A 14,407-nucleotide genomic window follows, 5' to 3' on the forward strand; every position below is an offset into this window, starting at 1 on the left:
ACGCAGGATAGTGGGGGACTTTTGCAATAAGTCTAAACTATTGTAGGGTGGGCTTGTAGCTGGGAGCATCTCATATTTGTAAAAACACTTCTTCTGGCTCCTTCTTTCTTCCTTCTTCCTCTTTCCTCCTGATATCATTTCCGGTTACACTCATACATGATGTTGACGGTTGACGGTTGACAGTGGACAGTGAACAGTCAACCGTCAACAGTGAACAGCGAACTTGAATTTACTATTCCGATGCTAACGGATTTGATATGACTCCTAACTCCAATTTCTAGCTTAGCTGCTTTCATTGAGATACTCCCCTTGTAGCCCGCTCTAAAAGTTAAATCTTTATGAAGTGCTATTTGCAGGTAGTAAACCTAGTTTTTCCTGGCAGCGATTTATATAAAAACGGACGACTGTATCAGCAGGGTTTTGTTCGATTAGTTGCTGAAAATATCCCAAGGCTGCGACAAATCTTTCGGATTGCCATCCTTGAATTCCTTTGTCAAATAAACCCTGGGTAAGCTGCTTTGCCTCCGAGTCGGGACAGGAGGCTGCCCAGATTTCGTAGATTTCAATAGCTTGCTGCTTGCCGCGCGGGGTTACTCGATCGATCCAGCGATAATAATAATTGTTGCTGGGCAAATGGCTGTCAGCAGCAGTCGCCCCAGAAGTAGAAATAATACTCTCCTGTGTTTCCACTTCTAAGTCGCACTTTAATAATAGACTTTCTTTTGAGTAGGAGTTGGAACTTATGCCATTTAGAAATTCTCTCGCACGAACGATCGCATTTTCGCTAACAATAATTTGGCAACCGTATATTTTAGTTAAATTTTCTAACCGAGAAGCTGTATTTACCACATCACCGATGACTGTAGAGTCCATGCGGCGATCGGAACCCAAAGTGCCGATCATGCCGATACCTGTGTTAATTCCCGTACCAATATTGACGGGAGATTCTAAATTGTATTTATGGCGACTGGCATTAAATTCTTGCAAAGTTTCTTGCATTGCTACTGCGGCTTCGATCGCATTCATGGCGTGAGAATGAGGCTTGTCAAATACTGCCATGATTGCATCGCCTAGGTATTTGTCAATAAACCCGCCGTGAGACGTTATGCACTCGTTCATTTTAGTAAAAAAAGCGTTCAACCATTCAAAAGTCTCGCGAGCTTGTTGAGATTCGGCGATCGTAGTAAACCCGCGAATGTCGCAAAATAAAACAGTCAGCTCTTCTTCTGTGACATTGCCCAACTGAATAGATTCTATTCCTTGCGGCGCAATTCGTCCGAGAAGTTGCTCTGGCACAAATAGCTGAAATTTTTCTGAAAGATATTCGTTGGCTTCCCAAGCTGCGGCGATTTGGCGTTTGCTTTGCTCTTTTACCTGCTGGTGGAATTGGGAAGATACAGCTTGCGATCGCATTTGACTCAACTGCAAAATATTTTCAACTTTTGCCAGCAACAAACGACTGTTAAAAGGTTTTGTCAAATAATCATCGGCCATCATTTCTAACCCTTTGATGCGAGACATATCGTCATCGAGGGCAGTTAAAAAAATCACCGGTACAGTTTGCAATGCCGTATCCTTACGCAGGCTCTCGCACACATCAAAACCGTTCATCTCCGGCATCATAATATCTAATAAAATTAAATCGGGTCGAGATGCGCGGGCAAGGGAGAGGGCTTCAGCGCCAGATAGCGCTGATACTGTAGCGTATCCTTTCATGAGCAATAACTCTTCCAGTAAAATCAGATTAGCTGGCTCGTCATCAACCAACATGATGCAGGGCGACTTGTTTGACATGGAATATGATATAATATATTGAATTTAGCTCGGGAGTTGCGCGTGGGGAAGCTCGAAAACTGGTTGATTCCTATATTTCTCCTTACTAAACTCGATATTTTTGGTAGGAACCGGATTTCGGAGGCAAGTGCGGGCAAGTCATATAGATATTTATCTACTATTGAGTTTAACCTTTCTTGTTATCAATTATCATAAAGGGCAGTGCTGGAACTGCAAATAATTATTGTTAGCCAAGAAAAGAACGGACTGTAGCGATCGTCAAATTCAAATCCAGTGGCTTACTCAAATAAGCAGAAGCGCCAGCTTCCAAACATCGCTCACTGTCACCGGGCATCGCCATCGCCGTCACCGCAATCATCGGTACCGAATCCCAGACAGGATCTGCTTTCACTCGGCGCATCAACTCAAAGCCGTCAACATCCGGCAACTGAATGTCCATCAAAATTAGATCCGGCAGCAACTCCGGGGCTGCTGAGGCGGCGAGAATACGATCGGCCATCGCCTTCCCATCCGCGAGTATCTCTACCCCGTACCCCTCCAATTCCATCACCTCAGAAATTAACATTTGGTTAAAAGGCTGGTCTTCGACAACCAAAATCCGCTTCCTGGCAATTGGTAAAGCAATCGCAGAAGCAGGAACTAACTTGGTATCCAAAGCACAAGAAGCAAAGTTTCCCAACTGTTGACGCATCTCCGTCAAGGGCAGCCAAACGCGGAAAAGACTTCCCCGATCGCAAACAGATTGAAAAGAAACAGTTCCCCCGTGCAATTCTGCCAGACGCTTAGTCAAAGCCAAACCCAAACCTGTACCTTCGTGCCGCCTAGTCAGCGAAGAATCCACCTGTTGAAAAGGTCGAAATAGCAAGTGCCAGCGGTCTTGAGGAATGCCGATGCCGGAGTCTTTAACCTCAAAACAAAAATAAGGAGTGCTGGCATTTACAGGAGAACAATCCGGCCGGTAGTCGCCGTTTATTTCACTGCCGTAGACCAGACGCCCGCTGAGTTTAACTTGTCCCTGTTCAGGGGTAAATTTGATGGCATTGGAAAGTAAATTAATTAGAATTTGTCGCACTCGCCGTTCGTCGAGCAAAACGTTAGTAATGCGGTAGTCGAGTTCTAAAGACAAACTGATCCGCTTTTTGTCTGCCCGTGGCTGCATCATTTTCATACAGTCTGTCGCAAGTTCTTGAACGCGAACAGGCTGTAAGTTTAGTTCTACTTTCCCGGCTTCAATTTTAGAAAGATCGAGAATATCGTTGATTAGCTGCAACAAGTGCTGGCCACTTTTTTCGATCAGTTCTACATAGTTGATTTGTCGATCGCTCAACTGTCCGGCCGTTTGCCGCAGCAGCAAGTCAGAAAAGCCGAGAATGCTGTTGAGAGGCGTCCGCAGTTCGTGGGACATTGAGGCTAAAAACTCGGATTTCAACTGAGAAGAATACTCTAATTCTTCGTTAACTTGGCGCAGGTTCTCTTGTGTCTGAGCCCGCTCGATCGCCGCCCCCAGAGTCCGGCAAGCAGCCTCCAGCACTTCTTGGTGGACGGCGGCTTGCAGTTTTTTGATGTTGCGGGACTCCAGCGTCAGCACTCCGATGATCGTGCCGTTGGTAGCTGCGATCGGAAAAATGCCGAGTTGTCCGATTCCCGGATGCCGAAATTCCGGCACGGCATTGGGATGTTGGGCATAATCCTCGACAAACACAGGTTTACCAGTTTTCACCACTTCCCACAGCAAACCGATGCCGTAGGGAATGCCTTGGTCGAGCAATTCTTGCATTCCTGCGACTACGGGTTCCCCGTAAGTAGCCAAAAATTGACTAGAAACTTGGTTGGAAATCGCCGACGCTTGGCGATCGTTTCCTTTGCCGTTAATCACCTTAACATCTCCGAAAGCTGCATTCATTGCCTCAACTAAATAGGTGAGGGCAAACTGACCTATTTCTTGCAAACTGTCAGACTTTTGCAGGCGTTCGGTTAAACCTAAAAGAAAGCTCAGCCGCCTGACTTCTGCGTTCAAGCTAGCTTGGGAGTTTCGGTATACCGTAACGTCTCTAAAGGTAAACAGCCGTCCGCCGCTGTTGGTAATCGTGGCGCACACCTCCAAACAAACCGCATTGGATTGCTCGAAATAAAATGATAAACTTTCATGCTGAGATTTTTCGAGTGCTTGCTGAAACTCTTGCCACTGTTGAACAGACAAATAACCCCGATCGACAATTTCCGCAAACAGTAAGTGGCACTTCGGCTTTGTTTCCAGCCATTCTGGGGACAGTCCCCAGATTCCCGCCAATTTTTTGTTAAACAAAACTAAGCAGTCAGACGAGTCGAACAGAGCGATCGCATTGTCTACTTGGTTGAGAATCAGTTCTTGGTCTGCCCTCAACTGGTGCAAGTCTCTCTCCATTTTCTCTGTGTGTGTAGCTCTTAGTTTCGTTGTCATAACTTTCTAGGGATATGGCAAGAGTTATTTTATAACCCCTTACTTAAGGTGACATAATTTTAGGTTTTTGGGCAGTGAGGGCGATCGATCTGCCTTGTGATCTGAGACACTTGCTGGTTTCGGAGGGCGATCGGAACCCGCTTTGAACTGCGTCGGCTACATTGCTTAATCATGAGGAAATAAGGAGGGAAAGCATTATGACAGAAGCAGAATCTTTTAATAACAATGCTCTCGAACTTGATGGCATCTGACTTGAAACTATTGTGTCTAACTCTGTGCTAAATTGACCCATAATAAAAACTAATTCCGGTGATAAGAAATCAGCATATAGCAATTGTAAATCATTTGTGAGTTTCTTACGGACTCCCAGCGGGTTCGGGGAGGGTTGGAGTGGGTAAAAAAAATACGACTCCTGCAAGGATTGCTATATGTCAAATGCAATCATGACCTTACCCTTAAATTTTATTAGCAATAACTTGATGATAGGGATTAACTGCTCAAGCAAGTATTGGATTCAAAAACATAGGCATAAGGCGCCCCCTAAGCATCCGGAGACAGTGATATCAGTTTCAAAAAAGCAACTGTAGACTCGTGATCCCAACCATACACAATCAGTTATTCCCAATAATTTAATCTACAATTGTGCGAGTGAAAGTTCACGCAGAAGTCTAACTTATGAGTAGTGTGTGCAGTGCAGACCCTACAAATGTGAGTTAAGCTAATCCGCATTTAAATTGCAGAGTAAAATAAATCTTTACTCTTGTGGGGAGTAGGGGTTGGGCAGGAGATCCCGCACTTAACATACAATTTAAATGCAGTACAGCTTAGAGCGTAAGTCTCGTTAATGTTTCTTAGGATTTTTCGGAAAAGGAATGCCCAAACTTTCGTGAAAAACAACCTGAGTTTTATAAGTCAAGCGCCGGTTAACTTGTTTGATGATTTTTTCCAAAAGCGCATCGCCGGTTTTTTCTATTAAAGGTTGAGACATCGATCGAATAAACTTAGGAAAGCAAACTCCCACAGCCAAATCCAGCTTCCACGTAGTAATGGTAATCGCAGGCGGCAGCTTAGCACGTTCCGAGCTCGGCCAATCGGCGGCAAATTCCTGAGACGGTATCTCCACTAGCTTCATTGCCGATCGAAAATCCACTTCATACCCAGGCGAGGTATAATCCGGAACCGGAATAGTCTTAATCAAATAGCAGCCTTCAGCATCCGGCGGCAGCAACTCTAAACCAATTCTCGCTTCCACACGGTAGCCGAAAGCCCCAAAACGCCCGATTAATAAATCATAGCCGTTTTCTCCGAGCGGCTCGGCCTTCATCGGCGAAGCGCACTGGCAAAACCAAGTCTTGTGGTTGTTCAAATGCTGCGCCACCGTCTCCGCATCGGCGTACATCTCCATGCTGTCTTCAAAATGCGTGTGAAACCAAATCGGCTCAACTTCCTCTGCGGCATCCGCGCTTCCACTTTCCGGCTGTTGGAAACTCCCATCTGGGTAGTAATTTTCGTCAGAAGCTTCAACAGTTTGATATTCAGCGGAATCCTGCTTCATCGTATGCTCTCCTGTTATACACGCCAATCAATCTGGTTGGGGATGTGTTAAGGAAGTTTCCTCCCTACAATTGAGAAATTGATAGTAACAAAACTTACCCTAGTTCAGCATAACTCGACTTATGAAAGCATTTGTAGCAGGAGCCACAGGTCAGACTGGCCGCCGTATCGTCGCAGAATTGGTGAAGCGAGGTATTCCCGTGCGCGCCTTAGTCCGAAATCTAGACACAGCGAGACAAATTTTACCACCGGAGGCTGAGTTAGTTACTGGTGATGTATTAAATGCGACTTCCCTGGGCGATGCTATCGGCGATAGTACGGTATTGCTGTGTGCGACAGGGGCGGCCCCTGGTTTTGACCCGACAGCGCCTTACAAGGTGGATTTTGAAGGTACTAAAAATTTGGTGGATGCAGCTAAGGCTAAGGGCATTGAGCATTTTGTGCTTGTGACTTCTCTGTGCGTCTCTCAGTTTTTTCACCCACTGAATTTGTTCTGGCTGATTCTGGTTTGGAAGAAGCAAGCCGAGGAATATTTGCAAAAAAGCGGCTTGACTTATACGATCGTCCGTCCGGGCGGTCTCAAAAATGAGGATAATTCAGATGCGATCGTCATGACTGGTGCCGACAAAATGTTTGAGAGCAGCATTCCCCGCACCAAGGTAGCCCAAGTGTGCGTGGAGGCGCTGTTTCAGCCCACTTCTCGCAACAAGGTTGTGGAAATTGTGGCGAAGTCGGAGGCTCCGCAAAAGAGTTTTGAGGAGTTGTTTGCCAGTGTGATTTGATTGAATTAGCCTCGCTTGGGTTCGGTGCGTCAGACCAAAAACACTTTGATTTGGATCTGAGATGTTGCACCATTGTCAAGAACAGGCTTTCCGGCCTGTTCCACAAAAAGTGCATTTTCTTGTGGGGAGTAGGGGTTGGGCATCCTGCCCGCCCAAAAAAGGCTTATCGAGAATGGTGCAAGATGTGAGTTGGGTCAAAGATTGGGGCTGACGCACCCTACAACAATTTTCCGATCGCCAAATCTGGCAAAATCTTAATAGTTTTACGATTCGCCGTTAAAATTTCCCTCTCTCAGCATGAAAACTCTCAAGTGGCCAGCTTGGTTCCCCTATCCGATTTCGTGGTTAAGGGCATTTGCTCTCGCTCAGAGTTTTAGTTTTGTCCTTCGCCGGGGCATTCCTTTTGTCAGCGACTATATCGGCTTTCTGACTCTACTGCTGGCGGCTTGGCTGATTCAGTTGCCTTTGTTTTTTGTGTTTCATTTGTTCGCCGTCAAAATATTAAATCCCTTACTAATTATGCTGCCGGGGCGCTTTCGCGTGGCGCGCAAGTTCAAGCGCCGGCATACGGGTATTCGATCGCACTTGCGAGAAGGCTTGAATGCTGTTGTAGTGATTTTTTTTGCCTTTAATCTGTCGCTGTTGGTGCAACTTGCGATTTTTTATTGGCCAGCGCGATCGATCGATCCGGCCCAGTTGCTAACAGGAATATCTACTCTGACCAATGTTGCCGTAGCGGGTGAATTAGATTTCTGGTTGAGCAAATTGGCGGGGGTTTTATCGAGTCTAACGCTGGTAGCCGCGCCGCTATATCAATACGATTTTCGGGTGCGCCGGATGCGGGCGGCGCGAAAATGGGTCGAAATTTCGGAAATGGAAATGACTTTGCTGGAAGCTGAGAAATTCGGCCGTCGAAAAATAGGTTTGCTGAGGCGATCGGAGATTCAAATCCTCGGATTTATACTTTTAATCGGCGCTGTGATTGGCGGCGGTGTTTTTTTGGTTGACAGTTTGCGGGGAAATCAGCAGTTATCGCAGTCGGTAAGCGGGGTGGGAAAATTTCCGCCGCTGGCTATAAAAACCGGAGATCCTTACATTCGAGCTCTGATGCGTACTATTTCTGCTAGCGAGTCGAATGTTGCTCGACCTTATCACGTTGTTTACGGTGGCAAATATATATTAGATTTGAGCCGCCATCCTGACTGGTGCGTGAAGATTGTTAATGGCCCGAATCGAGGCAAGTGTACTACGGCAGCGGGCAGGTATCAATTTCTGACTACGACTTGGAAGGAGAAGGCTAAGCGCTATCAGGCACGTCGTGCTAATTTTTTATTCTGGGAAGATTACAGTTTTGAACCAGAAGATCAGGATGCTGTGGTTTATGCTTGGTTGAGCGATCGCAAGTTTTGGAAAGCTGATATTCCTGAGATGTTGCGCCAGGAAAGATTAACTGATGTATTGCGGATGCTTTCGGGAACTTGGACGAGTTTGGGATATGGAATTGAGAACAATTCTATGAGTTCTCGTTTGCCGAAAGTCTACCGGGAAATGCTGCGGGAAGAATTGGAAAATGCTGGTTCTTAGGGAGTTAAATGTTGGCTGTTGACTGTTGACTGTTGACTGTTAACGAATGTTATTGGTTATTAACAAGCCAAAGCGATTAAGAAATAACCACTAACAAGTAACGAATAATATCGTTTCCGGTTGCATCGGGATCATAAAATCGAGTCAACAGTTAACACTCAAATATTCAGTTTTTCGACACATCCTTCAACAGTCAACAGTCAACAGTCAACAGTCAACAGTCATTCCGGTGTAACCGGAATTGATATAACTAATCCTTCAATTGTGGTAAAAATGCGGTCAAACATTTGTACAAGTCTAATCCCGGCCCTGCTTGCAGGGGATAAAGCCTGTCGAAATTAATGGGGTTTCCCGCTGCTAATTTCCACTCGGTTTCCTGTGCTGTTTTTGGGGAAATTTCGATCGCTACCGTGATGTTAATAATGTTGTTGTGCTGGGGGATGCCCCGGAAGCAGTAACTTTTGCCCGTGCGTTTGTCGGAATCGCTGCCGGTGATGTATCTGTCTTGTTTGCGAAATTGGATTTCTCGAAAAGGTCGATCGATCGCAAAGGAGTCTCGGTAGCGGTAGTCTCCGTCGCGCAAGCTTTCGACAGTCGGTCTGATTTGAGCTATCACTGTTGCTGTACTAAGAGTTAGCATCATTGATCCGCGTTCCTCCTGTAAAATCGGTGATTTTGATTGCTGGTGTCTGTGTCGTCGCGGGCGATCGGCTTAAACAAACCAGCCGTGTAACAAATTAATAAAAGCCGTTAAGCCGTTTAAGTTGATCCCTAGCTATCGTGAATAATTATTTCATGGTTTCATCTCTGTTACCTATCTGAGTAATAATAGAAACATACAGCAAGCCGTGAGAAATTTTACGGGCGCATATTTAGGGATTAATTGACGATACTGCGAGGATACTGCTATGTTGTGCGTGACGCGAGAAACAAGAAATTTAGGGCGGCTGGAAACCGAAAATTCCCAACGGCGAGGCTCTTTCACCTCTGCGTCTAAAAGTACCCGTATTCTGCGATCGCGAGTTTACAAAGATGAGGCTCTGGTGTCGGCTGCGCTAGCGGGACTGCCAGCTCTTTTGGCATCCCTCGAAAGCTTTCGCGAGGAGTAGAACCTGGCATTTTCTATTGCTATATATTGCGCGTGGATGCTTGTGATAGCGGCTGCCAACCGAGCAAGGGCTGTTTTGATTGCACCTAAAATCCTCCTCGATTTGAGTAGAGTTTTGCTGTGCTGAACTATTGCAAGACTCAGAAACCTGGTTGTTTATACAAAAACATTTTTACAGCCCTTTGTTATGGTATGAAAAATGGTATAAAAACCAGGTTTATTGGTATGTGTCCGTACGTCTTGTGTTAACAAAATTTATTTGTCAGTGTCATCGGGTGCGATCGATGCCTCTACCTCTTGGGAGGAACGGCTTAACATAGAGTCGTGCAGGTGTTCGTTGTGCTGCCTTTCTTGAGCCATTAATTCTCTGGCTTTTTCTTCAGCAATTCCCTCGCCATGTGTTTCTAGCTCGTGGGAAGAACGGTTGAGCATAGAGTCGTGCAAGTGTTCGCTATGCTGCCTTTCGCGTGCAATTAGTTGTCTAGCTTTTTCTTCGGCGTTCATGGTAGTCTCTCCAAGTGTTTGTGAGAACTGATTCTTATATTAAAATGCCACAATTCGAGGGTAAATGTAGCAAGATTAACATAAATTTTTACAAAAAATTGTAGAAAAAAATGTCTAAAAAAAATTGAGTTTGCTGGCGGTGGGTATCGGGATCGGTGGTTGCTGAGGTAATTATTGCCAGACGCCGGAAAATATATTCTTGACTGCGATCGCAATTCGATTTAAGTCTTCCTTCAGCAGCGGCGGCCAAGAAACTCCTCTGCGGAGTCCAGCTTCAAATTGCTGCAAACCTTCTACTGACAGTAAATGCAGTGCCGAGATTAATTGTCGATCGAGCATTGGAGATTCTTGCAGCCCTTCAAACAATATTTTTAAAGCTAATAAAATCGATGTCACCTGTCCGGGTACGGGCGGTTGACCTTGTTTGAGACGCATCAGGAAGGCGTCGGGATTTTTCTTGGTTTCCAGGGCGGTTCCTTGGTCGATCAGAAAACTGCGGGCTGTTTTGTAATCCATTTGACGTGCGATCGATCGGAGTTCAATTAATTAGCAGGCATTATATCACTTTTTGTCGCGCTCAATTTGGTAATATATTTCCATACAGCCTACACTACAGCTACTCGTGAGGTTCGCCCATAAGCAGGTTACAGCTACTGATAGACGCGTAGCATTCATCCCACAGCCACCTTAAGCGAAGTGAAACGGACAGGGAAAAATAAAACAATGGCAAAACAAGGAAATAGCAGAAAATCCAAAAAAATTTATCGCTACTTGTGGCTGATTTTTTTGTGTCTGAGCTTTCTGTTAGTTCCGCTCATCAAAAAAATAGCGGCCGATACGCCATTCCCCCCACCCGCTCCTATGGAAAATAGTGCTACTTTTGGAGCGAGGATTCAAAGGACGATGGGGCTACTTGCAGCTAGCACTCCAACAGACCGCCGCCAAGTGCGTATCCTATTCTACGGTCAATCCATCACAGAACAAGATTGGTGGAAAGATGTAGTAAAGGATTTGAGACAGCGATTTCCCAATGCAGATTTGATTGTGGAAAATAGAGCAATCGGAGGATTTTCCGCCCCGATTTTAATCCGTCCCAGCGAACACGATTTGTATCCTTTTTATCCAGACTTGCTCATTTTTCACGTCTACGGAGGCGGTGAAGATTACGAAGCCATAATTGCCAATGTCCGCAGCCGCACTGCTAGCGAAATACTCTTGCATTCAGACCACATCGACTGGATGCCGACAGGCAACAGCGACGATCCAAATTCAGTCAGCAGATACGAATGGCACAACACTCATTCTACTCAATGGCTGCCGGAGTTGGCCGATAAATACGGCTGCGAAATCGCGGAAATTCGCGAACCTTGGCGCAGGTATTTGAAAGATAATCGCTTGCAGCCCAAACAGCTATTGAGGGACAGCATTCACCTCAACGATTGGGGAAACTTTCTCCTAGCTGCTCTGATAAAACCCCATCTGCGATACAAGCCAAATTCTCCTCAACCGCCGCAGGATTTAGTGAAAACCTATACAGTTGGCAGGGATGTTAAGTGGCAAGATGGCAAGTTGGTTTTAGAATTTGAAGGGAATAGAATAGATGCGATCGCCGATAAAACCTTTAACGGCAAGGCAATTTCTGCTAGAATTGCGATCGACGGCAAAAAACCCTCAGAATTTCCTGAACTTTACACCATCACCAGACCTAGCCTTAGCCTTGGCGTCTCTTGGCCGGCAATCATCCAAGTATCCAGCCAAAAACCGCTAATTGTCGAAGATTGGAAAGCCATAATTACTGAGATTAACAGCGACGCTAGCAAGTTTAAATTTGACGTTGTAGGTTCTAAAACAGGTTACGACGGCAGCGGTACAAACGACGAAATGTTTGTCTCAAACTCTGGCCGCGTCGTGATTGAGCCGAGAAACTGGTGGCTGAAAAATTCTTATGAAGAGTCTAAAAAACCGACGCCTAAAGGCTTTGAAATTTCCTGGCAGGTGCGACCAATGTTTGTTGATTCATACGTCCCTCCACAAATTACAGATTCAAGCCGCGAGTATTATACAACATTGGCTCAGAATTTGAGCAACTCCAAACACACCCTCGAAATCGTTACCGAAACAGATGGGAAAGTGCCTATTCAGGCAATTCGAGTGTATCGCCCTCCTTTCTCCAATCTCCCATCGGAAGTTGAGAGTTTTCAACCGCAGATATCAGCGGATGAACACGGATGAACGCTGATAAAATTGCGTCAGCGTTTATTTGCCTTCATCTGTGGTTTAAAAAATCTTTATGTTGATTTTATAGCAATGGCATTGGCGGCGTAGGGCGTTGATGATTGTTCAAATCATTAATATTTAAGCATCTTGACCAAGAATTTCTTGATGGTACTCGCCACGTGATTTATCCATGGAATCAATCCAAAATCTCAAATATAAAATCCTCAAGCCCCCGCATTTATCCCTGGGGTCAATCCAAAATCTAAAATCTAAAATCTAAAATCGAATGACTCCTGACTCCTGCTATAATCGCCAAGATTATCAACTTCTCATAATCCCCAACTCGTAAAACATCAACAGCGATAAAAACAAATCCGCCACAAAAATAAACACCCACGAAGTCACCACCGCAGCCGTTGCAGCTTGACCTACTCCTTTCCCTCCGCCCACCGTCGTCAATCCCCAACCGCAACCGACAAGGGCAATTATTAACCCAAAAATAAAACTCTTAATCGCCACAGTTACTAAATCCCAAGGCCCCAAAGAAGTCCGCACCGATTCCAAAAATACCGATGGTTCCAAATTATAAAAATCAACCGCTACAAATAGCCCGCCCAAAATCCCCACTGCTACTGCAAAAATTGTTAAAATCGGCAGCATGATGCAGCAAGCTATCACCCTCGGCACTACTAAATAATCAACCGGATTTGTCCTCAACATATACAGGGCGTCTATTTGTTCCGTCACCTGCATTTCTCCTATCTCTGCCGCAAAAGCGGAACCGACTTGTCCCGCCACCACGCCCGCTGTTAAAAGTGGTGCTAATTCGCCACAAAATGCCACAGCAAACGCACCTCCCATAGCCCCAACCGCCCCAAAGCGTACCAATTCTCTGGCTGATTGAAATGTAAAAATCATGCCCCCAAAAAAGGCTATTAGTAGCACGGATCGGAAAGAATCCAGGCCTACTGTGACTAAATGTTCCATGATTTTGCGGCTGTCAATTTTGCCTTGGAGTATGCGTAGCAGAACTTGGCCACCCAGGAACAACGTCACAAAAAAACGCTGAAACCACCTGTTATTGAAGGTTTCATCTAAATGTCGATCGTACTTTTCTTGGTCTTTTTTAACCAATGACGGAGGGCTCGCGATTAATTGCAAACAGGGCGAAGCACTGCCACATAGAGATTTTCGGCAATCCTACAGCAATTATTGCACGATTTGTCAACATATATTTTCAGTCTGCCTGCCCTGCGGTTGGTTTACTCTACCTTTTTAGATTTTTGATTGGCAGTGATTGATTCTGTGGTAATCATCACTCATTTCCCAATCTAAAATCTAAAATCTAAAACCCTAGGACTACTCCGCAAGTAATAAGTCGATAAACTTATCCAACTGTTCATTATTCTTGTCAGCTTGCTCTTTGCCAATTCTCAGCAGGTCTGATATTTTCTCTTCCGAGGCATCATCAATCTGCAGCGGTTGTTCATGGCTCAAATCGGGAGTAATTCTCAAATATTGATTCGGTCTTTCAACCGCATCATAAATTTGGATGAGTTGATAATTTACAGTTTCCGCAACTCCCGTCATCATGATATTAATTAAAGGCTCAACCCACTCAACTTGACCCCAATTTTTAACTTTTTCGTAGGGAAACTTTTTCTGAGCTTCTCCAGTTCCCAAGGATAAAATTACCATATCTTTGGCTGTCGGGCTTTTTTCGGGGCTATCGTCAGGAATTCTGAATTTATTTCTAACTTCTGCATAGGCACAAAGTGCCGGATTGTTTGCGAATACTCCCCCGTCAATTAAAGCATAGCATTCATTGCTAAACGAGTAGATTTTAGAAACCTCAAAATAAGAGGGAGCTGCCGATGTGGCTCTGACGATATCTCTAATAAAATAGTCTTCTGCTGGACCTTTTTTAGCATCTATTTGATCGAAAAAGTGAGCTTTTCTCCTTTCGATGTCGTAACTGGAAATTAAACAAGGTTTTAGCAGTTCGCTGAGTTTGTAATCTCTAAAATTTTCCCAAAATAATTTTTCTAAGGGATCGCTGGGATATTTCTCATCTCTCAAACCATCTAGAGATCTGACTTTTTGCCACAATGAAGTCTGGAAAACGTCGCGGCCACTCTTAATCGAAAAATTAACAGCGTCTTGGGCCGCCCACCGAGGCCTGCTGGGATTTTCGGCATCGGGACACAAATAGATGCAAGTTAAAATTCCTCCCGCACTCGTGCCGGCGATTAAATCAAAATAGTCAGCTATTCTCGCATCTGGGTTGCCACTTTTTTGTTGCAGCTTTAACTCAACGCTAACTAAAACTTGCGCGGGAATAATTCCTCTAATTCCGCCTCCATCTATCGATAAAATCCTGGTATATTTAGCCATAAATGTTGTCTATTTTGGACGTTTGCTCGT

12 protein-coding genes are annotated in these 14,407 nt (G+C 45.0%); 4 read left to right on the forward strand and 8 right to left on the reverse strand.

Going from position 1 to position 14,407, the window contains the following annotated elements; genetic code table 11:
* Window positions 1-336: 336 nt before the first annotated feature.
* The 3 genes from QUA34_RS00060 to QUA34_RS00070 all read right to left on the reverse strand — a co-directional run bounded on the left by QUA34_RS00060 (window position 337) and on the right by QUA34_RS00070 (window position 5,789).
* A complete protein-coding gene (locus QUA34_RS00060; protein WP_333323986.1) occupies window positions 337-1,794 on the reverse strand; it encodes a response regulator in 1,458 nt (485 codons plus the stop codon).
* A 226-nt stretch (window positions 1,795-2,020) separates the two neighbouring features.
* Window positions 2,021-4,234 (reverse strand): ATP-binding protein, encoded by a 2,214-nt coding sequence (locus tag QUA34_RS00065; protein ID WP_333383084.1) that lies wholly within the window; start codon window positions 4,232-4,234, stop codon window positions 2,021-2,023.
* Between the two features lie 841 nt (window positions 4,235-5,075).
* Complete coding sequence (locus QUA34_RS00070) at window positions 5,076-5,789, reverse strand: DUF1997 domain-containing protein (RefSeq protein ID WP_333383087.1); 714 nt, start codon at window positions 5,787-5,789, stop codon at window positions 5,076-5,078.
* 121 nt (window positions 5,790-5,910) lie between these two features.
* Between QUA34_RS00070 and QUA34_RS00075 the strand changes: the two genes are divergently transcribed.
* Together QUA34_RS00075 and QUA34_RS00080 are read left to right on the forward strand one after the other, a co-directional pair.
* A complete protein-coding gene (locus QUA34_RS00075) occupies window positions 5,911-6,570 on the forward strand; it encodes an NAD(P)H-binding protein (protein ID WP_333053110.1) in 660 nt (219 codons plus the stop codon).
* A gap of 297 nt (window positions 6,571-6,867) precedes the next feature.
* A complete protein-coding gene (locus tag QUA34_RS00080) occupies window positions 6,868-8,154 on the forward strand; it encodes a glycoside hydrolase family protein (RefSeq protein WP_333323978.1) in 1,287 nt (428 codons plus the stop codon).
* 250 nt (window positions 8,155-8,404) lie between these two features.
* Here the strand turns inward: QUA34_RS00080 and QUA34_RS00085 are convergent, their stop codons facing one another.
* On the reverse strand, window positions 8,405-8,797 hold the full coding sequence (locus tag QUA34_RS00085) for a hypothetical protein (protein WP_333383090.1): 393 nt from the start codon (window positions 8,795-8,797) through the stop codon (window positions 8,405-8,407).
* Between the two features lie 265 nt (window positions 8,798-9,062).
* Between QUA34_RS00085 and QUA34_RS00090 the strand changes: the two genes are divergently transcribed.
* Window positions 9,063-9,263: a hypothetical protein gene (locus QUA34_RS00090; RefSeq protein WP_333081539.1), complete on the forward strand. Its 201-nt coding sequence runs from the start codon at window positions 9,063-9,065 to the stop codon at window positions 9,261-9,263.
* A gap of 254 nt (window positions 9,264-9,517) precedes the next feature.
* Here the strand turns inward: QUA34_RS00090 and QUA34_RS00095 are convergent, their stop codons facing one another.
* Window positions 9,518-9,766 (reverse strand): hypothetical protein, encoded by a 249-nt coding sequence (locus QUA34_RS00095; RefSeq protein ID WP_333213079.1) that lies wholly within the window; start codon window positions 9,764-9,766, stop codon window positions 9,518-9,520.
* 171 nt (window positions 9,767-9,937) lie between these two features.
* Window positions 9,938-10,282 (reverse strand): hypothetical protein, encoded by a 345-nt coding sequence (locus tag QUA34_RS00100; protein ID WP_015174589.1) that lies wholly within the window; start codon window positions 10,280-10,282, stop codon window positions 9,938-9,940.
* Between the two features lie 207 nt (window positions 10,283-10,489).
* On the opposite strand from QUA34_RS00100, the gene QUA34_RS00105 reads away from it, so the two are divergent.
* Entirely contained in the window at window positions 10,490-11,998 is a 1,509-nt protein-coding gene (locus QUA34_RS00105) for an SGNH/GDSL hydrolase family protein (protein WP_333323974.1), read from the forward strand.
* 306 nt (window positions 11,999-12,304) lie between these two features.
* Here the strand turns inward: QUA34_RS00105 and QUA34_RS00110 are convergent, their stop codons facing one another.
* Together QUA34_RS00110 and QUA34_RS00115 are read right to left on the reverse strand one after the other, a co-directional pair.
* Window positions 12,305-13,117 carry an MlaE family lipid ABC transporter permease subunit gene (locus tag QUA34_RS00110; RefSeq protein WP_333323973.1) on the reverse strand — a complete coding sequence of 271 codons (813 nt, stop codon included), beginning with the start codon at window positions 13,115-13,117 and terminating at the stop codon, window positions 12,305-12,307.
* Between the two features lie 225 nt (window positions 13,118-13,342).
* Window positions 13,343-14,377, reverse strand: a complete 1,035-nt coding sequence (locus tag QUA34_RS00115; protein WP_333323972.1) for a patatin-like phospholipase family protein — start codon at window positions 14,375-14,377, stop codon at window positions 13,343-13,345.
* Between the last annotated feature and the right edge of the window lie 30 nt (window positions 14,378-14,407).

Origin of the sequence: Microcoleus sp. POL10_C6, assembly GCF_036701585.1 — a bacterium.
Classification (GTDB): Bacteria; Cyanobacteriota; Cyanobacteriia; order Cyanobacteriales; family Microcoleaceae; genus Microcoleus.